At 38.7% G+C, this 18,978-nt stretch carries 17 protein-coding genes, 2 tRNA genes, 1 rRNA gene and 2 riboswitches; of the genes, 3 read left to right on the top strand and 17 right to left on the bottom strand.

Translation table 11 applies throughout. The features are described 5' to 3' along the window. Positions 1–297: 297 nt before the first annotated feature. From N178_RS24930 to groES, 7 genes are all read right to left on the bottom strand, one after another. Positions 298–1,623, bottom strand: coding sequence for an NCS2 family permease (locus N178_RS24930; protein WP_013055032.1), 1,326 nt, complete (start codon positions 1,621–1,623; stop codon positions 298–300). 134 nt (positions 1,624–1,757) lie between these two features. Beyond that, a riboswitch (purine riboswitch) is annotated at positions 1,758–1,859 on the bottom strand. 97 nt (positions 1,860–1,956) lie between these two features. Beyond that, entirely contained in the window at positions 1,957–3,486 is a 1,530-nt protein-coding gene (guaA, locus tag N178_RS24925; RefSeq protein ID WP_045295520.1) for a glutamine-hydrolyzing GMP synthase, read from the bottom strand. A 123-nt stretch (positions 3,487–3,609) separates the two neighbouring features. Next, a riboswitch (purine riboswitch) is annotated at positions 3,610–3,711 on the bottom strand. Between the two features lie 39 nt (positions 3,712–3,750). Next, positions 3,751–5,943 carry a transglutaminase TgpA family protein gene (locus tag N178_RS24920; protein ID WP_045295518.1) on the bottom strand — a complete coding sequence of 731 codons (2,193 nt, stop codon included), beginning with the start codon at positions 5,941–5,943 and terminating at the stop codon, positions 3,751–3,753. After that, positions 5,940–7,130: a DUF58 domain-containing protein gene (locus tag N178_RS24915; protein WP_045295517.1), complete on the bottom strand. Its 1,191-nt coding sequence runs from the start codon at positions 7,128–7,130 to the stop codon at positions 5,940–5,942. The genes N178_RS24920 and N178_RS24915 overlap by 4 nt, the downstream gene beginning before the upstream one ends. Before the next feature lie 11 nt (positions 7,131–7,141). Continuing rightward, positions 7,142–8,092 (bottom strand): AAA family ATPase, encoded by a 951-nt coding sequence (locus N178_RS24910; RefSeq protein ID WP_045295515.1) that lies wholly within the window; start codon positions 8,090–8,092, stop codon positions 7,142–7,144. A 157-nt stretch (positions 8,093–8,249) separates the two neighbouring features. After that, positions 8,250–9,881, bottom strand: a complete 1,632-nt coding sequence (gene groL, locus N178_RS24905; protein WP_028412700.1) for a chaperonin GroEL — start codon at positions 9,879–9,881, stop codon at positions 8,250–8,252. A 67-nt stretch (positions 9,882–9,948) separates the two neighbouring features. Then, the gene (gene groES / locus N178_RS24900; RefSeq protein WP_013055026.1) at positions 9,949–10,233 is read right to left on the bottom strand and encodes a co-chaperone GroES; all 285 of its coding nucleotides are present in this window, start codon (positions 10,231–10,233) and stop codon (positions 9,949–9,951) included. Positions 10,234–10,531: 298 nt separating this feature from the next. Here groES and N178_RS24895 point away from each other — a divergent pair, with 298 nt between their 5' ends. Together N178_RS24895 and N178_RS24890 are read left to right on the top strand one after the other, a co-directional pair. Further along, positions 10,532–11,260 (top strand): CPBP family intramembrane glutamic endopeptidase, encoded by a 729-nt coding sequence (locus N178_RS24895; RefSeq protein ID WP_045295514.1) that lies wholly within the window; start codon positions 10,532–10,534, stop codon positions 11,258–11,260. Beyond that, positions 11,257–11,484 carry a YdiK family protein gene (locus N178_RS24890; RefSeq protein ID WP_013055024.1) on the top strand — a complete coding sequence of 76 codons (228 nt, stop codon included), beginning with the start codon at positions 11,257–11,259 and terminating at the stop codon, positions 11,482–11,484. Before N178_RS24895 ends, N178_RS24890 begins: the two co-directional genes overlap by 4 nt. A 25-nt stretch (positions 11,485–11,509) precedes the next feature. Here N178_RS24890 and tatC read toward each other — a convergent pair whose 3' ends face one another. Genes tatC through N178_RS24875 form a run of 3 tightly spaced genes read right to left on the bottom strand, consistent with a single transcriptional unit; the run spans position 11,510 to position 13,158 of the window. Then, the gene (gene tatC / locus N178_RS24885) at positions 11,510–12,265 is read right to left on the bottom strand and encodes a twin-arginine translocase subunit TatC (RefSeq protein ID WP_013055023.1); all 756 of its coding nucleotides are present in this window, start codon (positions 12,263–12,265) and stop codon (positions 11,510–11,512) included. Positions 12,266–12,280: 15 nt separating this feature from the next. Further along, positions 12,281–12,466 carry a twin-arginine translocase TatA/TatE family subunit gene (gene tatA, locus N178_RS24880; RefSeq protein ID WP_013055022.1) on the bottom strand — a complete coding sequence of 62 codons (186 nt, stop codon included), beginning with the start codon at positions 12,464–12,466 and terminating at the stop codon, positions 12,281–12,283. A 53-nt stretch (positions 12,467–12,519) separates the two neighbouring features. Next, complete coding sequence (locus N178_RS24875) at positions 12,520–13,158, bottom strand: redox-sensing transcriptional repressor Rex (protein ID WP_028410376.1); 639 nt, start codon at positions 13,156–13,158, stop codon at positions 12,520–12,522. Positions 13,159–13,616: 458 nt separating this feature from the next. Between N178_RS24875 and N178_RS24870 the strand changes: the two genes are divergently transcribed. Further along, positions 13,617–15,551, top strand: coding sequence for an ABC-F family ATP-binding cassette domain-containing protein (locus tag N178_RS24870; RefSeq protein ID WP_045295513.1), 1,935 nt, complete (start codon positions 13,617–13,619; stop codon positions 15,549–15,551). A gap of 254 nt (positions 15,552–15,805) precedes the next feature. On the opposite strand, the gene tsaD is transcribed toward N178_RS24870, so the two are convergent. The 7 genes from tsaD to rrf all read right to left on the bottom strand — a co-directional run bounded on the left by tsaD (position 15,806) and on the right by rrf (position 18,965). Next, on the bottom strand, positions 15,806–16,822 hold the full coding sequence (gene tsaD / locus N178_RS24865; protein WP_045295522.1) for a tRNA (adenosine(37)-N6)-threonylcarbamoyltransferase complex transferase subunit TsaD: 1,017 nt from the start codon (positions 16,820–16,822) through the stop codon (positions 15,806–15,808). After that, the gene (rimI, locus tag N178_RS24860; protein ID WP_013055018.1) at positions 16,819–17,268 is read right to left on the bottom strand and encodes a ribosomal protein S18-alanine N-acetyltransferase; all 450 of its coding nucleotides are present in this window, start codon (positions 17,266–17,268) and stop codon (positions 16,819–16,821) included. Before rimI ends, tsaD begins: the two co-directional genes overlap by 4 nt. Positions 17,269–17,281: 13 nt before the next feature. Further along, complete coding sequence (gene tsaB, locus N178_RS24855; protein WP_045295512.1) at positions 17,282–17,980, bottom strand: tRNA (adenosine(37)-N6)-threonylcarbamoyltransferase complex dimerization subunit type 1 TsaB; 699 nt, start codon at positions 17,978–17,980, stop codon at positions 17,282–17,284. Continuing rightward, positions 17,977–18,447, bottom strand: a complete 471-nt coding sequence (gene tsaE / locus N178_RS24850) for a tRNA (adenosine(37)-N6)-threonylcarbamoyltransferase complex ATPase subunit type 1 TsaE (protein ID WP_045295511.1) — start codon at positions 18,445–18,447, stop codon at positions 17,977–17,979. Before tsaE ends, tsaB begins: the two co-directional genes overlap by 4 nt. Before the next feature lie 220 nt (positions 18,448–18,667). Next, positions 18,668–18,743: transfer RNA gene (locus N178_RS24845), tRNA-Asp, on the bottom strand. Between the two features lie 4 nt (positions 18,744–18,747). Then, positions 18,748–18,824, bottom strand: a tRNA-Met gene (locus tag N178_RS24840). Between the two features lie 25 nt (positions 18,825–18,849). Beyond that, positions 18,850–18,965: ribosomal RNA gene (gene rrf / locus N178_RS24835) — 5S ribosomal RNA — on the bottom strand. Positions 18,966–18,978 lie beyond the last annotated feature (13 nt).

Here is an 18,978-nt window from a genome sequence, read left to right as displayed (position 1 = left end):
CCGTCGCTCTCAAGCAACTTTATTAGTATAACATTCTATCAATTTGATGTCAACATCTTTTTTTAAGATGCTTCTCTCAACCGCGCTGTTCATCAGCGACATTTAATAATTTACCATATATAATATATAGAGTCAATCGTTTTTCTAAAAAACTTTATAAATAAAAAAGTTAATGAAGTAAACCTTCAGTAAAATGATTGAATAGTGTCTATTACAATAGCTATCCAGCCGCTATGCAGTTTTCTTATCTTACCATAAAAAAAAGCCCAGTCATTAAACTGAGCTTTTTTATTTAAACTATTCTGCTAAGAACGCGAAATAAAGTATGAAGATGATACAGAGAGCATACATAATGGGATGAACTTCTTTCCCACGCTTACTACATAACATTGTAATAGGATAAAAGATAAAACCAACCGCAATGCCTGTTGCAATACTGTACGTTAATGGCATCATGATCACCGTGAAAAATGCCGGAACTGCCACTTCGAACTCTTTCCAATTGATTTCTCCTAAGTTTGACACCATCAGAGCTCCTACCGTAATTAAAGCTGGCGCAGTAACAGCTGGTGTTACGACCGCTAACAACGGAGAAAAGAACAGTGCAACTAAGAAAAACGCCGCCGTTACGATTGCAGTAAATCCTGAACGTCCGCCCGCTGCTACTCCAGCCGTAGACTCTACGTAAGCTGTTGTTGATGAGGTACCAAGAACAGCACCAACTACAATTGCACTAGAATCTGCCAATAACGCTCTGCCCGCTCGCGGAAGCTTATTATCTTTCATAAGCCCAGCTTGACTCGCTACAGCAACCATCGTACCTGCTGTATCGAAGAAATCAACGAATAAGAAAGTTAAAATGACGACTAGCATCTTTACAGTAAAGATATCACCGATATTTTGAAAAGCTGCCCCAAACGTCGGGTCAAGACTAGGAACTGATGAAACAACTGCTTTAGGTGTATCAATTAAACCAAAAGCCATACCCGCTACAGCCGTTACAATCATACCGATAAATACAGCTGCATTTACTCGAAGCACCATTAATACGATAGTAATGACAATACCAAAAACCGCAAGTAACGTTGTTGGGTTAGTTAAATCTCCCAGTCCAACAAATGTAGCATCATCTTTGACGATGATTCCGGCACCTTTCATACCAATAAAACTAATAAATAAACCAATACCTGCTCCAACAGCCATTTTTAATTCAATAGGAATAGAATTAATAATTTTTTCTCGCAGGCTTGTTAGTGTTAAAAGAATAAAAATAACACCTGATATCATAACACCCGTTAAAGCCGTCTGCCATGGAATTCCCATCGTCAGAACAACTGTATAAGCAAAAAATGCGTTTAATCCCATACCTGGAGCTAATGAAATTGGATATCTGCCAAGCACTCCCATAACAATTGATCCCAAAGCTGCCGCTAAAGCAGTAGCTGTAAATACAGCCCCTTGGTCCATTCTCATACTGTCAGGTAGATCCTTTACATCACTTAGTGATAGCACAGATGGATTAACAAATAAAATGTAAGCCATAGATAGAAAAGTTGTAAGGCCAGCTATAAACTCTTTTCGATAGCTAGTACCCAGCTCTTCAAAACGAAAATACTTCTTCACGTTTTTTCCTCCCTTTATAGAAGCCGCATGCACTTAGGCAAGCCATAAAAAATGCCTCTACACTATGGCGCGTAAAGGCATAAAATCGACTAAAAGAGAAATGTATGAGCCAAAAAAACAAAAGATTTTTATACATACATGTATTACTTTCTCGTAGTCAAGCCATTTACGGTAGCTCGGTAGAAACTTTTGGGCCTTATCCCCAAGATTATACGACATTAAAGCTATATCTCGCTGTTTTATGTTACTATCCTACCATTAACTTTTTAAAAAAGTCAACAAAAAACGAACATTCTTATAAAAGAATGTTCGTTTGTTCGGTTTTCTTACATATTATTCCCATTCAATTGTTGCAGGTGGCTTACTTGTAATATCATACACTACGCGGTTAATATGCTTAACTTCGTTTACAATACGCGTTGAGATAACTTCAAGCACATCCCAAGGAATACGTGCCCAGTCAGAAGTCATACCGTCAATCGATGTAACAGCACGAATACCGATTGTGTAATCATACGTACGAGCATCTCCCATTACACCTACGCTGCGGATGTCAGGAAGAACCGTAAAGTATTGCCAGATATCGCGCTCTAAGTCAGCTTTTGCGATCTCTTCACGTAAAATAGCATCCGACTCACGTACAATTTCTAACTTCTCTTCCGTAATTGCACCAAGTACACGAATACCTAGACCTGGTCCTGGGAAAGGCTGACGCCAAACGATGTTATCAGGAATACCTAATTCAGAACCTAACGCACGTACTTCATCTTTGAATAGCGTGTTTAACGGTTCGATTAATTCGAACTGCATATCTTCCGGTAATCCACCTACGTTGTGGTGAGATTTAATCGTTTGAGCTGTAGCTGTCCCACTCTCGATAATATCTGTGTATAGCGTACCTTGAGCTAGGAAATCAAACCCTTTTAATTTAGCAGCTTCGTCATCGAATACATAAATAAATTCATTACCGATGATTTTACGCTTTTGTTCAGGATCTGATACGCCGTTTAATTTTTCTAAGAAGCGATCTTTTGCATCGATTTTAATTACGTTCATATTAAAGCCTTCGCTAAATGTTTCCATTACACTTTCCGCTTCACCTTTACGTAATAAACCGTGATCTACGAACATACATGTTAGCTGATCACCAATTGCTTTGTGAATTAATACAGCTACTACTGAAGAGTCTACTCCGCCGCTAAGTGCGCAAAGTACTTTTCTATCTCCAACTGTTTCACGGATTTTATCCATTTCAACTTCAATGAAGTTCTCGATTGACCAGTTTGCTTCAGCATGACATACTTCAAACACGAAGTTCTTTAAGATATGGTTACCGTGCACTGAATGGCGAACTTCTGGATGGAACTGCACTCCGTACATATTCTTTTCTTTGTTACTCATTGCGGCAATTGGACAAGATGGGCTAGTTGCGTCCACTTCAAAACCAGCTGGTGTTTCTACAACTAAATCACCGTGACTCATCCAAACAACTTGTTCTTTTGGCAACTCATGGTACATTAATGAATCGTTTTGTACGTTAATCGCTGCTTTACCATATTCACGATGGCTAGCACCTTCTACCTTCCCGCCAAAATGATGAGTCATTAATTGCATTCCATAACAAATACCTAAAACAGGAATACCTAATTCAAAAATGTTTTCATCGCAGTGAAATGCGTTTTCACCGTACACACTGTTTGGACCTCCAGAGAAAATAATTCCCTTTGGATTTAATGCTTTAATCTCTTCTGCTGTAATTGTGTGCGGATGCAATTCACTATATACTCCGAACTCGCGAATGCGACGCGTAATCAGTTGGTTATATTGACTACCAAAATCTAATACAACAATCATGCCTTCCATCTTGTTCACCTCTCCGAATGTGTAAATAATCACTTGTTATTATGCCCTAAAATATAAAAAAAACTAGACTTCTCCCTCAAAAAACAAAGGCAGAAGTCTAGTTGAGCACGACGCTTATCGTCAAATAGACTGTTCTGCCTTCATAGTCAGATCGTTTAAGGTGACCCGGTAGAGACTCTCGAACCATATTATCGAGGATATATGAAGGTATACGAAACATTTATAGTAAGTTCGAGAATATTCTATCAATCCGCGAAACAATGGTCAAGAACTCGTTTTTTTGATTAAATTTTCCCACAATTCAATCGACTCTTTCCATTCTTTTATGGAATCTGCATTTCGATACAAAACCCGCTCGTATTTTTCCGTTAATTGTAGCATATTTACCGTATTTAATTTTTCGTCTACTTCTCCTGCAAAGTCGCGCAGCGTTTGACTTTCTTGCCGCTTTAGTCCATTTGCAGCGAGTCTTTTAAGTAAAAAAGCATACGCTGATTCAAAGGTTTCCACACTGTCTTGCTTTTTATAAAAAGAGATATAAAAAGGTAAAAACCATTTAAATCGATTGAGATATATTACTATTAACATAACTACCATCAGTCCGTAGAAAAGCACTTTCCACTTCATAGACAGCTTAGCATTTTGAAGAGAAGCTGTTTTTCCTTTCGCTTTTTCTTCTTGTGCCGGAAGCTCTTTTTCCTTAGGCTGCTCCTTCACCTGCGTTTCTTGTTTCTCTTCTTCCCTTTGACTATTTTCACTAGAGTTGTTAGGTTGGCTATCTACAAAATCATAAGGATTAGAAAAACTTTTTGTTGGTTCAAAAGGTACCCAACCCGCTCCTGGAAAATAGACTTCGACCCAAGAATGAGCATTATTTTGTGTAATTTCATAGGTTGTCCACTTACTACTTCCTGAAATGACGGTGGCATCACCTTCTGTATAGCCCTTTACCCACCGAGCAGGAATATCTAATGAACGAAGCAGCACGACCATAGAAGTAGAGAAGTTATCACAGTACCCTCTTTTTGTATCAAATAAAAATTGATCCACATAATCTTTATTTTTCGTAGGGATTGGAACATTTTCAGTATCATATACATATGGATTGGATTGGAAGTATTCTTCAACGGCTTTTGCTTTTTCATAACGATTGTTCTTATTTTTTGTTACCTCACGAGCTAAATCCTTTATTCGTTTCGGCAAGTTAGCAGGAAGCTGTGTATACCTTGCTATAAATTCGTTATTATTCTCTAGACTCTCTGCCTTTTTCTCCTCTGCTTGCTGAAGAATTCCAATATCAAATACAGGATATTTATACGTCAGCTCATACGATTGAACAGTAACAAGCTTGTCATTTTGATAAGGATATAATTTTTCATTTGTCGGTGTAACATCGGTTTGAATGCCATTTTTTAAGGTTAGCGACAGCAGTTGAGGAATATGCATAAGATGAACAGAAGGCTGCGAATAGGTAACTTCTGCTTTTCTTACTTGTCCTGCTACACTTGCGTCATATTGAGGCAGTAAGTTTTCATTTCCTTTGAAAGGCACTTTTTCTTCCTCTTTAGACAGCTCCCACCCCTTACCTGTATAAACATCCTTCGTTTCAATACGCCAATAGTGCTCATCCTCTACTTTGGCTGTAAACACAACCGTATCATCATTGACAAACGATCCCCCCAATTTAGAATCGTCCATATCATAGCCAATTCGTTGACCGCTTGCAGATTCTCCCTGCCCTTGATTTGTTGTATGCGCTGTGATAAAAGGTACGGGATCTGGCCACTGCGGCCCTGGTTTAGGAGCGAGATAAGCCAGCACAATGACAATAGCTAAAAAGCTGCCTAGAAAAAGAAACGATCGTTTTCTATTTTCTAAACGCTCAGTGCTCGCAGCTTTTATACGTTCAGGATTTATGCGAAGCATAGCTACTAATAAAAATCCGATAATCGTTACGCGAATAATAGCAGCTCCCGCATCGTAAGTAGAAAAGGTATCCAACACGGTAATATACAAAATGGTTAAGAAGAAAAAGAAGAAAATTCTTTTTTGATAAAAGATCCAATATCGAATTAAATAAGCCATAATCCAAAGCAGCACAAAAAATAAAGTGCTCCTCATTTCAAATGATAAATTCGCTATATCCCACTGCATAATACTTTGTACATCTGACTGAAGAATTTCCAACAGTCTCGGAAGCCAGTCTGAAGAAAAGAAGGCCCCTTGAAAATAAAGATTGTGAAGTGAAAACAAAATAAACAACATGCTCCCTAACGTCATCACGATAAACGGCAAGCGAAACGTTAAACACAAAAAACAGTAAGCAACAAACAGGATAAAGTACTGAATTTGATTGGTATCCGTCACTTCGTTTAAAGGGAGAAGCCATTCCACTAATAAAAAGAAAGCTCCCGCGTACAATAAGATGTTTTTTACATACCAAGCTGATTTATTCACTTATTTCCGCCCTCACTTCCTTTAGATGATAGAGGAAGTGGAATATTAACGACTTCAATCGTTAAAGCAGAAGATTGTATTCCATTTACAATAACGGCCTCTTCGTCACTAAGCCCTGCTCCTGCATCTTTAACAACAATTAGTGACGCCTTAGCATGGAAACTCAGCTTAGATTGAACTTGCCCAATAAGAGTCCCTGTAACCTGACTGACAATGACCATAAAAGAATGCTGCTTTTGAATGGCAATATTCTTAAATTCTGTTTCGAATGTTCGATTGCTACTAGGCTGTGCACGTGCTAAGTAATGCAACAGGTTATCAGTCTCACTTTGTTCAGAGGTTTTTGGTAAAAAAATTGCATCTCCAGCTAAAAGAAAATCAACTTTTTTACGCTTGGTTTCTTCATGAATGAGCATGGATGCCAGAAAGCTCATTCGTTCTTCAAAGTATAGAGAGCTTATAACATCTGCGATGATAATCATGCTCCGTTCATGATAATGACCAAACTCTTTAGAAATCAACGTAGCTTTACGGGCCGTCGCCTTCCAATCAATAGACCCTAATCGGTCACCCGGCTGATATTCTCTAACGCCTGTCACTAACGTAGTAGATTGATTTCCCGTCGAAACTTCATTTTTCCCTTCTTCTATTCCCGCTAAAAGAAACGGAATATCTATCTCATGAATCTGAGGATAAACGATAAATCGCTGCTGCAGGGGATAATACGCCTTCTTTTTTACAATTCCTAACAAATCACTCAATTCAATCGAAATCGTAAAAAATTCATATTCTCCTCTTTCTACAAAAGATCTTTCATACGGAATAACGGCGTTTCGTTGAAAAAGCGGATAAATTGTTCTTTCTTCTTGATCTAAAAGGTTACTCTCCTCTTTCACTGCTGCCATATAAACAGGAAAAGCCGAGGAGCGTGTAATGTGAATATCATACGAAAGATGATCTCCAGCGAATCGAGGCTGTATCTTCATGTCACGAGTAACATTCAACTTCTTCAACGGATAAAGCAAAATGGCTACCGCATATAACCCAAAAGGTAAGAAGCTATAAAATAAAAACCAGCTGACAAAGCCTCCTTGAAACATGGCGTAAGAAAACGTAGCGGCAAAGATGCAGAATAAAACGAACCAGTCTCTACCTTTGTTCCATATCACTTTTATATACTGTTTCATAACGTATCCTCTTACCTTTTAACAGGTACTTTCGTATCAGCCATAATTTGCTTCATCACATCACTCGCTGTTAAACCGCTGTACTGAGTATCAGGTCTTAGCGTTAATCGATGTGCACACACATATGAAGCAAGCTCTTGAACATCATCAGGAAGACAGTAATCTCTTCCCTTTACTAACGCATATGCTTGAACGGCCTTCATAAAGGAAACCGTTCCACGAGGACTGATACCTAACGAAACATGTGGATGAGATCGAGTTTTGCGAATGATTTCAATGATATAGTGCTTGATCACATCATCTACATAAATACTGCTTACAGCTTTTTGAGCCTGTACTAATTCTGGAACGCTCATAACGGGTTTGACATCTTCAAGATTAACTTGAGTCGATACGCCATTTAAAATTTGAAGCTCCTCTTCCTGCGTAGGATACCCCATGCTTAATTTAAATAAAAAACGATCCAGCTGCGCTTCCGGCAAATGATAGGTCCCATCAAAATCAACAGGATTTTGAGTAGCCATCACAAAAAAAGGCGCCCGAATTTCCCGGGTGATACCATCGGTTGTTACATGATGTTCAGCCATTGCTTCTAAAAGCGCCGATTGTGTTTTAGGAGAAGTCCTGTTAATCTCATCAGCGAGTACTATGTGGCTCATGATAGGACCTGGACGAAAATGAAATTCCATGTCTTTTGGACTGTAAATAGAAACACCTGTTACGTCGGATGGCAGCAAATCAGGCGTGAATTGAATTCGTTTAAATTCGGCATCAATTGATTTGGCCAGCACCTTCACTAGCATCGTTTTTCCTACACCCGGTACATCTTCAAGCAAAATATGGCCCTCGGCAAGCAAAGCAACCAAACTCAACGTAGATACGTGACGTTTTCCAATCACAATTTGATCGATGTTTTCTAATACTTGGTTTAATTTATTATTAATATGATCGAGCTGAATCAACGAAGCTCCCCCTTAAAACTCAGTTAAGCCTTGAGTTTAGTAAGTTTTCCAATAAACATAGTACTATCTTAACAAATTTTAAAAAAATCTGAAAATATTAACGCACGCAAAAAAGCGACCAAGTGAGTACTTGGTCGCTTTTTCAGAGAGGGCAGTATTACATCATGCCGCCCATTCCACCCATGCCGCCCATGTCAGGCATTGCAGGTGCTCCGCCTTCTTCTGGCTTGTCAGCAACAACTGCTTCAGTTGTTAAGAACATAGCCGCTACAGAAGAAGCATTTTGAAGAGCTGAACGCGTTACTTTTGTTGGGTCAACGATACCAGTGTCTAGCATATTTACCCACTCGCCAGTTGCAGCGTTGAATCCAGTTCCAACTGCTTCGCCTTTTAGACGTTCAACGATTACTGATCCTTCTAAACCAGCATTGTGAGCGATTTGACGTACAGGCTCTTCAATCGCACGTAATACGATGTTGATACCTGTAGCAGTGTCACCGTCAGCTTCGATGCTTGCTACTTTATTATAGATATTTACTAATGCAGTACCACCACCAGCTACGATACCTTCTTCAACCGCAGCACGCGTAGAGTTTAATGCATCTTCAATACGTAATTTACGTTCTTTTAACTCAGTTTCAGTTGCCGCACCAACTTTAATTACAGCCACGCCACCAGCAAGTTTTGCTAAGCGCTCTTGTAATTTTTCACGGTCAAACTCTGAAGTTGTTTCTTCAAGCTGAGCTTTGATTTGGTTTACGCGTGCTAGGATATCTTCTGCGTTTCCTGCACCGTTTACAACTGTTGTATTTTCTTTTGTTACAACAATTTTAGAAGCGCGACCTAATTGATCGATGCCTGCAGTTTTCAAGTCAAGACCAAGCTCTTCAGTAATTACTTCTCCACCTGTTAGAATAGCAACGTCTTGTAGCATTGCTTTACGACGATCACCAAAACCAGGAGCTTTAACAGCTACAGCTGTAAATGTACCGCGAAGTTTGTTCACAACTAATGTTGCTAAAGCTTCACCTTCTACATCTTCAGCGATGATTAATAGAGGCTTGCCTTGTTGAACAACTTGCTCTAATACCGGTAAGATTTCTTGAATGTTACCGATTTTTTTGTCTGTGATTAAGATGTATGGATCATCTAATACAGCTTCCATTTTATCTGAATCAGTTACCATGTAAGGAGATGCATATCCACGGTCAAACTGCATACCTTCTACCACTTCTAATTCAGTTGTGAAACCTTTTGATTCTTCAAGTGTGATAACGCCGTCGTTACCAACGCGTTCCATTGCTTCAGCGATTAGTTGACCTACTTCTTCGTCAGCTGCTGAGATAGCCGCTACTTGAGCAATTGAATCTTTACCTTGAATTGGTTTAGAGATTGCTTTTAGTTCTTCAACCGCTACAGCTACTGCTTTTTCCATACCTTTACGGATACCCATTGGGTTAGCACCAGCCGTTACGTTTTTAAGACCTTCTCTGATCATTGCTTGCGCTAAAACTGTGGCAGTAGTTGTACCGTCACCAGCAACGTCGTTTGTTTTGCTAGCAACTTCAGCTACTAATTTAGCACCCATGTTTTCAAATGCGTCTTCTAATTCGATTTCTTTTGCAATTGTTACACCGTCATTTGTAATAAGCGGTGAACCGAATTTCTTTTCTAATACAACGTTACGACCTTTTGGTCCAAGCGTTACTTTTACAGCATTTGCTAATGTATCTACACCACGTAGCATTGCGCGACGCGCTTCTTCGCTAAATTTAATGTCTTTTGCCATGTTCTTTGACCTCCTCAAGATGTTCTTAATAATCTATTTTTTACGTATGATAAGTCTGTGGTTAAAATTAGCCGATTACAGCTAAAATATCGCTTTCGCGTAAAATTAAGTATTCAGTACCTTCGTATTTCACTTCAGTACCCGCATATTTTGAGAAGATGATACGATCGCCCGCAGCTACTTCTAAAGCTACACGCTCACCGCTTTCTAATACTCGGCCTGTACCAACAGCAACAATTTTACCCTCTTGTGGTTTTTCTTTTGCACTGTCCGGTAACACGATACCGCTTGCTGTTTTTTCCTCAGATTTTACAAGTTCAATCACTACGCGATCACCTAATGGCTTTAACAAGTGAAACAACCTCCTCAAATAATATGTTTGCATTTTTATTAGCACTCAACCTCAACGAGTGCTAACACAATTATTATATTAAAACAAAGTGGGTTTTTTTTGCAAGTATTAAACAAAAAAATTTAAAATTTACGACAACTACATATAATAGTCTTAGATTTCGACGATTTTGAGAAATAAAGCATTCTTTTCTCTGTTCAATAATATGTATGTTACAATACGAGCAAGAAGAAATTACTAACTTTACAGTACTTCTTCGACATATATACATAAAAACCTTTTAAAGGAGTATAGAAGATTGGAAAAACGTTATTGGTATGTTATCCTCACCTACATCCTTATGCAGTTTTCAGGAGTTGTTGGTATACCGCTGTTAAAATTAACAGGAATGTTTGATGACTATCCAGTTCGAACAGCGAATGTCATGCTTTTGACTTATTGGACTATCATTAGCTTTATCCTTGGCTTACTTATTGTCTTACTGCTGCTGCGCCGTGACATGTCCATGCGTATAGAACATGCTGGAAAAACGATTGCTGTTGTCTGGTCAGTCCTTGGGGTGTTTCTCGCTATGGCTGGTCAAGCTGTAGCAGGTATGATTGAGCACGCTCTTGGCATTACCCAAGTATCTGAAAACACACAAAATATTGTTAATCTTGTTAAAGCAACACCGTTCCTTATTGTCGTTACGTCTGTTATTGGACCAATACTAGAAGAGATTATTTTCCGAAAGATTATTTTCGGCTCTCTTCACAAACGATACAATTTCTTTATCTCTGCATTTATTAGTTCCCTTATTTTCGCTGCGGTACACTGGGATTTTAAACATTTACTTGTGTATACAGCCATGGGATTTGTATTTGCATTCCTTTATGCAAGAACGAGACTAATTGTTGTACCTATTATTGCTCATGTTTTGATGAATACAATCGTTATTTTATCTCAAACTATTTTTGCAGATAAAATTGTAGAAATGCAAAAACAAGCAGAACAAATGCAGTTTATTTTTGGAGGCATGTTTTTATGAAGAATATCCCTTTAACACGAGGGTTTATTTATATTATTATGGGGATTTTATTCACCTACTTGGCAATTCAAAATGCTCAGGAAACCGTTTGGAATTTCCCCACAATCTTATTTGCACTCGTAGCCGCATTCGATTTCAGGTTTGCGGTTCGCATCTTTATCTTGCACTACAAAATTAAAAAATTGCAGCAGCAATATAAAAATCAAGATGATTCATCTAAATAAAAAAACCACTGTTTCAGTGGTTTTTTTACATACTAACATCTTCTCTTTCTTGCTCTGCCCTTGCCTTTAACACTTTGCGATACGAAATGCGGGAGATAATGATACTGATTTCATACAAAATTAAGAGCGGCACTGTCACCATCATGTGCGAGAGCAATTCCGGTGGTGTAATAAGTGCGGCAATAACTAGCAGTACGAAATAGGCATATTTTCGAATTTGAGATAAAAACATAGGCGTTATAATTCCTAATCTCGTCAAAAACATTACGACGACAGGAAGCTGAAACAACAGGCCAAAAGGCAGTGTGAGCTGCATTAAAAAAGAAAAGTATTCATTAATGCCAATCACTTGGTTTACATTCAGCTCATCAGAAACGCGCGTCATAAAATCGACGACAAATGGAAACAACACAAAATAAGAAAAAGAGACACCGCCGATAAAGAGAAAAATGGAAACAGGAATATATCCAAGCGTTACCTTACGCTCTTTTTCATATAAACCAGGACTAATAAATGCCCAGAGTTGATACAGTGCAACAGGAGCTGCAAGTACACAGCCGATAATAACAGCAAATTGCATATAAATCTTAACTGGATCTGTTAGTCTAAATGCATTCATCGTTAAATTTTTTGCCTCATCAGCATGCTGTAAATAGACAATGACCTTATCCGCTATAAAAAAGCCGCCAATTGTGGCAATCACAAAGAAAAATAAAACAATTAAAATGCGTTTTCGCAGCTCTCCTATATGATCATATATTGACATTTCTTGTTCGGTCATACTATGATCACCCTTTTACTCTTTGTCATCTACTTGACGCTGTTTATCTTTTTCACGATCTTCTGATGCACCGCTAGCGGCATGCTTAAACTCTCTAAGCGTTTGGCCCACTGATCTTCCTAGCTCCGGTAACCGTTTCGGTCCAAAAATAAGCAGTGCTACAATCGCAATAATAATCCAACTGCCTGCTCCAATCCCCATATTCCCACTCTCCTTATTAATTTAGACTTAAGGAAATCGTAACACAGTCCGCCTTATTCAACAGGATAATTTTTCAAAAAGTAGACAAGCGACTGTAATTCTACAGCAAGATCAATATGATGGAGTCGTATCTCATCCGGTACGTTTAAGCGTGCAGGAGTAAAGTTTAAAATCCCTTTAATTCCGCAACTCACTAAACGATCGGTAATTTGCTGAGCAACAGTGGCTGGAACGGTTAAAATCGCTACTGAGATGTCATCACTCATATAATCTTCCAATTGGTCAAGGTGATAGACTGGCACGTCGCCTACTTTCGTACCGACTTTATCTTCTATCACATCAAAAGCGCACTCAATTTTAGTGTTATTATTTTTAATAAAATTATAATTTAAAAAGGCCGTTCCTAGATTCCCTACGCCAATCAGTGCTACTTTCGTTACTTCATCTTGGTCTAACGTTTTACGGAAAAATGTAAGTAAATAATTCACATTGTAGCCGTATCCCTTTTTTCCTAATGCACCAAAGTAAGAAAAGTCTCGACGAATAGTAGCAGAATCCACTTTCACTGCCTCACTTAACTCTGCTGACGACACACGCTGTTTACCAGAAGCATGCAAATTTTTCAAAAAACGATAATAAAGCGGCAATCGTTTAGCCGTTGCTTGTGGTATTTTTAATTGTTCAGTGTTCACGTTGTACCCCCTCAGTTCATGTATGTCATTACTAACATTTTCAAGTCATATTGCATTACCTTTCACAAAGCATCAACCGCTTTGAGGTAGCGCTTCCAATTCTCTCTCTTTTCTCTTGTTTTATATATACTCCGCTTCAAACCTCGACGGCTTTTGTCTATCCAGCACTACTTAAAGTCGATAGCTAGAACGAAGCAATTAGCCCTTCAAAGGATCGGTTTGGTAGTCATGACGGGTTTTTTACATCCATCATATATAAGTTCAGAGATGCACTTATCTCTTATTTTAACATAGTATCCTGTATAAAATGTGCAGGTAAAATCATTTTATTTCATGAATCAAAACATTCGCTTCATCATTTGTCCTTGTCCCTCTACAAATTACAAACGCTTGTAGGAAGAACTTGTAGTTAAAAATGTGTTAAAATACACTATGGATATACTACTAGAGGTGAAAAAATGATTATTCTACAATTGAACGGTATTACAAAATACTATGGGGCAGAACCCATTTTATCGAATATAAAGTTAGAAGTACAATCAAAAGACCGCATTGCCTTAGTGGGACGAAACGGTGCTGGTAAATCAACTTTATTAAAAATTATTGCTGAGCAGCTTTCCTATGACAGCGGAGAAATTATTAAACCCAAGGGTGTTTCCATTGATTATATGGGACAAGATACAGTTCTTGAGTCAACACTCTCCATATGGGAAGAAATGATGACTGTCTTTGCTCCATTAAAGAAGATGGAAAAAGAATTACGTACGCTTGAAACGAAGATGGGTGATCCAGACATTTTTAATGATTCAGTTCAATACGAAAAACTAACCAAAGAGTACGATCAGCTTCAAGTAACGTTTAAAGATTTAGGCGGCTATCAATATGAAGCGGATACACGATCTATTCTTCACGGTTTCCGTTTTTCAAACTTTGACTACAGCACCCCTATTTCCTCCTTGAGCGGTGGACAAAAAACGCGCCTGGCTCTTGCAAAACTGCTTTTAACAAAGCCTGATTTGCTTATTCTGGATGAGCCTACCAACCACTTAGATATTGAAACTTTAGCATGGCTGGAACAGTTTCTGCAAGGGTATGAAGGAGCTATTTTAATCGTTTCACATGATCGTTACTTCCTTGATAAAGTCGTAAACCAAGTGTATGAAGTCACACAAAAAACAACGGTGAAGTACACGGGCAACTACTCTAAATACCTTGTACAAAAAGCAGAGCGATATGAAAAAGAAATGCGTCAGTACGAAAAACAGCAGGATGAAGTCGCAAAATTGAATGACTTTATTCAGCGAAACATCGCCCGCGCATCGACTACAAAACGTGCGCAAAGCAGACGTAAACAGCTCGATCGAATGGAGTTAATAAATCGACCTAACGAAGGTGAAAAATCAGCTAGTTTTTCTTTTGAAATTGAGCGTCAAAGCGGAAATGAAGTCTTAAATCTCGAAGATGTGTCTATTGGATATGATGAAAACAACTATGTCGTCCAGCAGGCAAACCTTCGCATTAAAAAAGGTGAAAGCCTCGCGTTGGTTGGCCCTAATGGCGTTGGGAAATCAACTTTATTAAAAGGTATTGTGGATAAACTCAGCTTCAAGACTGGAACTATTTCTTTTGGCTCAAATGTAATGGTTGGTTATTACGACCAAGAGCAAGCCAATTTAACGTCTAATAAAACCGTTTTAAATGAGCTTTGGGATGACTACCCATCCAAACCTGAAAAAGAAATCCGTACAGCGCTTGGAAACTTTCTGTTTTCAGGTGATGATGTACTGAAAATCGTTTCGACGCTTAGCGGTGGTGAAAAAGCACGTTTGGCTCTTGCGAAACTTATGCTTCAAAAAGCTAACTTCTTAATTTTGGATGAACCTACTAACCACCTTGATTTAGATAGCAAACAAGTACTAGAGAATGCGTTAATTGATTACCCGGGGACTCTATTATTTGTTTCACATGACCGTTATTTTATTAATCGTATTGCCAACAAAATAGCAGAGCTATCTCCTGAAGGGGTAGAAGAATTTCTTGGAGATTATGACTATTATGTAGAAAAGAAAGCAGAAATAGAGGAAATCAAAGAATTAGAAAATATAAAAGCAAACGAAGAACGTACGGTAAAAGTAGATAAACAGTCCTATAAACAAGATAAAGAACAAAAGAAATTGATGAGGCAGCGAACGCGCCGCATTGAAGAAATTGAAATTGAAATAAACAAATTAGAAGCCGCACAAGCGGAGAATGAAGAACTTCTTTGTGACCCTGAAATTTATCAAAATCACGAAGAAGTATCAAGATTAAACGGTGAAAATGAAAAAATTTCTTCTCAGTTATCCACATTAATGGAAGAGTGGGAAGAATTACAGCTGCTTCTAGAAGAATAGCCTATATTTTTTCGTATCTCTTCGTACTATTCACCTGTTCATACGCTTAAGAGCAAGCTTTATCCACTCTGTGAATAAATAGTGGATATCTGTCTGATTTTCATAATTAAAACTTGTTAATAACAGGTCCGTGTACTAAGTGCACGGACTTTTCCACATAATTATCCACAGTCAATTCTAAATTTATTGAATATTGTTGATAAATCATTTTTATCCACAAAAAAAACGAATGAGAAATAAATCTCATCCGCCTTTTACTCTTCCAAGTCCAAACCGGGGTTTGCATTTAATGACATGTCTGAACGTTTTCCTTGAGCAAATCTTACGCTTGCTGCTGCTCCAATCATTGCGGCATTATCCGTACATAGAGATAGCGGCGGGATAATAAGCTCAATATTTGACATGGATTCAAATGCCTCTTCTAGCGCTGCTCTAAGCCCTTTATTAGCAGCAACTCCTCCTGCCAATAAAACTTGCTTAACGTTATATTCCTTCGCAGCTTTAACTGTTTTAGTTACTAACACATCAATGACACTCGCTTGAAAGCTAGCAGCAAGTGTTTGTGGAAGAATCTCTTCACCTTTTTGCTTCGCGTTGTGGACAGTGTTAATAACTGCTGATTTTAACCCACTGAAACTAAAATCATAGGATCCTTCTTCTAGCCAAGCACGCGGCAAATCAATTAACGGCTCTCCTTCATGTGCAAGACGGTCAATATGAGGTCCGCCTGGATATGGAAGGTTTAACGTGCGGGCCACTTTATCGTAGGCTTCTCCTGCTGCATCATCTCTTGTTTCGCCAATCACTTTAAACTGACCGTGACTTTCCATGTATACAAGCTCCGTATGCCCTCCAGATACAACTAGCGATAAAAGCGGGAATTCTAACTTTTTAATTAGCTGATTCGCATAAATATGTCCTGCAATATGATGAACACCAATTAATGGCTTTTGATGTGCAAATGCTAGCGCTTTGGCTGCATTTACGCCAATAAGAAGTGCTCCCACAAGCCCTGGTCCTTCCGTTACAGCTATTGCATCAATATCTGCAAACGTCAGGTTCGCTTGATTTAAAGTTTCTTCAACTACTACCGTAATTTGTTCCACATGATGACGAGATGCAATCTCCGGTACGACACCGCCAAATCGTTTATGGCTTTCTATTTGAGAGGCCACCACATTGGCTACAATTTCATGACCGTTTCGAATAACGGCTGCGGCTGTCTCATCACAGCTTGTTTCTAATGCTAAAATTAATTGATTTTCATTCATAAATTCACCCACATAACTAATGCATCCTCATTGTTATCGGAATAATAATTCTTACGAATACCTCCAGGTTTAAAACCTAGCTTTTGATACAATGATTGTGCAATATGATTAGATACCCTAACTTCTAATGTCATTGACGTAGCACCTAGTTTTCGAAGAACGTCCATCACATTTCTCAACAGCAATTCACCGAGTCCCTTGCCTCGGTAGTCTGGCAATAGCGCAATGTTGGTTACATGTGCTTCGTCAATAACAATCCACGTTCCGCAATACCCAATAATATTTTCTCCTTCTTCCATCACAATGTAAGTTGAAAATTGATTATTGGTTAATTCATTTTGAAACGCTTCTGAACTCCAAGGTGTCGTAAAAGACTTCTCTTCGATTTTCACTACTTGGTCAATATCTTTAACTTCCATTAAACGAAACTTAATTGTTAGTTTCATGTTATACCTTCTTTTATCCTTTTTGCTGTGAAGCAAGCCAATTGGCTTCGGCTTCAGCTAAACGAATGTAGTTCGGAACAAAAGTATGCACAGACTGCGGCTCTTTCTTCATTCCTAAAAAAGCCAATTCACTTGGTCTTGGATTAAACTGCTGAACATGAGCAAATACAGCTTGTTCACCCAACACTTCTTTTAACGCCTCTTCATGCATAGGAAGATCATTGCCTATGAATAAAATAGGCTTGTTGTATGACTTTAAATGTTCTGCCCACTCCTTATTAATAACAAGTCGATCACTTTCAACTTCTAGAAGACCTCGTTCGTTATTCCATTTATATAGTCCCGTATAAAGCTGCTGACGGCGCGCATCAAATAACGGAGCAATATATCCATCAAAATAACGACCGTTTGCTGCTAGGGCCTCAAGGCTAGATACACCTATTAAAGGAATATTTAAAGCCCAAGCAAGTGTCTTGGCAATGGTAACGCCAATGCGTACACCTGTATAAGATCCAGGACCATGTGCCACTACAACACGGTCTAGCTCGCTTGGCGCAATATCACAATCTTTTAATAAAGATTCAACGGCGTTCATCACACGAACGGAGTGATTCTTTTTTAGATTCGTAACAATTTCTCCAATTACTTTATTTTCTTCAACGACAGCAACACCCATGACAAAATTGGATGTATCAATAGCTAACATTTTCATCTTTTAAAAAGCTCCTTACATATTTCAACGTACCGACTGCCTATCGCTTTTACAAGGATTTTACGAGTCGTTTCGTTTTCATGATAAATATTGATTTGAATATATTCAGTAGGAAGCTGCTCTTCAATAAGATGAGCCCACTCCACGACCGTCACGCCATCTCCTTCGAAATACTCATCGAACCCTAAGTCTTCAAATTCATCCCCTAGACGGTACACATCCATATGATAAAGAGGAAGGCGACCGCTTTTGTATTCTTTGATGATAGTAAATGTTGGGCTATTCACATTGCGTTCAATTCCTAATCCTTTAGCTAAACTTTTTGTGAATGTTGTCTTTCCAGCTCCCAAATCGCCTTCAAGCAGCAACACGTCACCAGCTTCTAATAAAGTTGCTAGACGAGCAGCCAGCTGATTAGTTTCATCAGGAGACGTAGACATAAACGTAAATTCGTTAATCTCTGTCATTCATTCAGAACCTCATTTCAATCTGTATATATATATTGTAAACGTTGTGGACTATACATATCCAGTAAGAAATCCAACAATCTTTAACATCGCAATTCTATAAAGAAATTTCTTTGTATATAAAAAATTCCTTAGGATTGCTCCTAAGGACGGTAAAGTTTTATATAAAAATGGTTCAAACAATAAAAAAGACGAAACACATTGTTTCGTTTCTAAAAAATGGCGGTCCCGACGGGAATCGAACCCGCGATCTCCTGCGTGACAGGCAGGCATGTTAACCGCTACACCACGGGACCATGTTGGTTGCGGGGACAGGATTTGAACCTGCGACCTTCGGGTTATGAGCCCGACGAGCTACCGAACTGCTCCACCCCGCGATGATAAAAAAAGCAAAATAAAAATGCCTAGCGATGTCCTACTCTCACAGGGACAAAGTCCCAACTACCATCGGCGCTAAAGAGCTTAACTTCCGTGTTCGGTATGGGAACGGGTGTGACCTCTTTGCCATTATCACTAGACATTTATATGAGA

This window comes from Priestia aryabhattai B8W22, assembly GCF_000956595.1.
Lineage (GTDB): Bacteria > Bacillota > Bacilli > Bacillales > Bacillaceae_H > Priestia > Priestia aryabhattai.
This window is presented reverse-complemented; position numbering and strand designations above follow the sequence as displayed.

Bases quoted from the DNA above. Each gene is read 5' to 3' on its own strand.
- tsaE (WP_045295511.1), bottom strand. From the start codon at position 18,447: ATGACAGAGATTAACGAATTTACGTTTATGTCTACGTCTCCTGATGAA.
- N178_RS24890 (WP_013055024.1), top strand. From the start codon at position 11,257: ATGAAGAATATCCCTTTAACACGAGGGTTTATTTATATTATTATGGGG.
- groL (WP_028412700.1), bottom strand. From the start codon at position 9,881: ATGGCAAAAGACATTAAATTTAGCGAAGAAGCGCGTCGCGCAATGCTA.
- rimI (WP_013055018.1), bottom strand. From the start codon at position 17,268: ATGAAACTAACAATTAAGTTTCGTTTAATGGAAGTTAAAGATATTGAC.
- tatA (WP_013055022.1), bottom strand. From the start codon at position 12,466: ATGGGGATTGGAGCAGGCAGTTGGATTATTATTGCGATTGTAGCACTG.
- guaA (WP_045295520.1), bottom strand. From the start codon at position 3,486: ATGGAAGGCATGATTGTTGTATTAGATTTTGGTAGTCAATATAACCAA.
- tsaD (WP_045295522.1), bottom strand. From the start codon at position 16,822: ATGAATGAAAATCAATTAATTTTAGCATTAGAAACAAGCTGTGATGAG.
- tsaB (WP_045295512.1), bottom strand. From the start codon at position 17,980: ATGAAAATGTTAGCTATTGATACATCCAATTTTGTCATGGGTGTTGCT.
- N178_RS24870 (WP_045295513.1), top strand. From the start codon at position 13,617: ATGATTATTCTACAATTGAACGGTATTACAAAATACTATGGGGCAGAA.
- tatC (WP_013055023.1), bottom strand. From the start codon at position 12,265: ATGACCGAACAAGAAATGTCAATATATGATCATATAGGAGAGCTGCGA.
- N178_RS24915 (WP_045295517.1), bottom strand. From the start codon at position 7,130: ATGAAACAGTATATAAAAGTGATATGGAACAAAGGTAGAGACTGGTTC.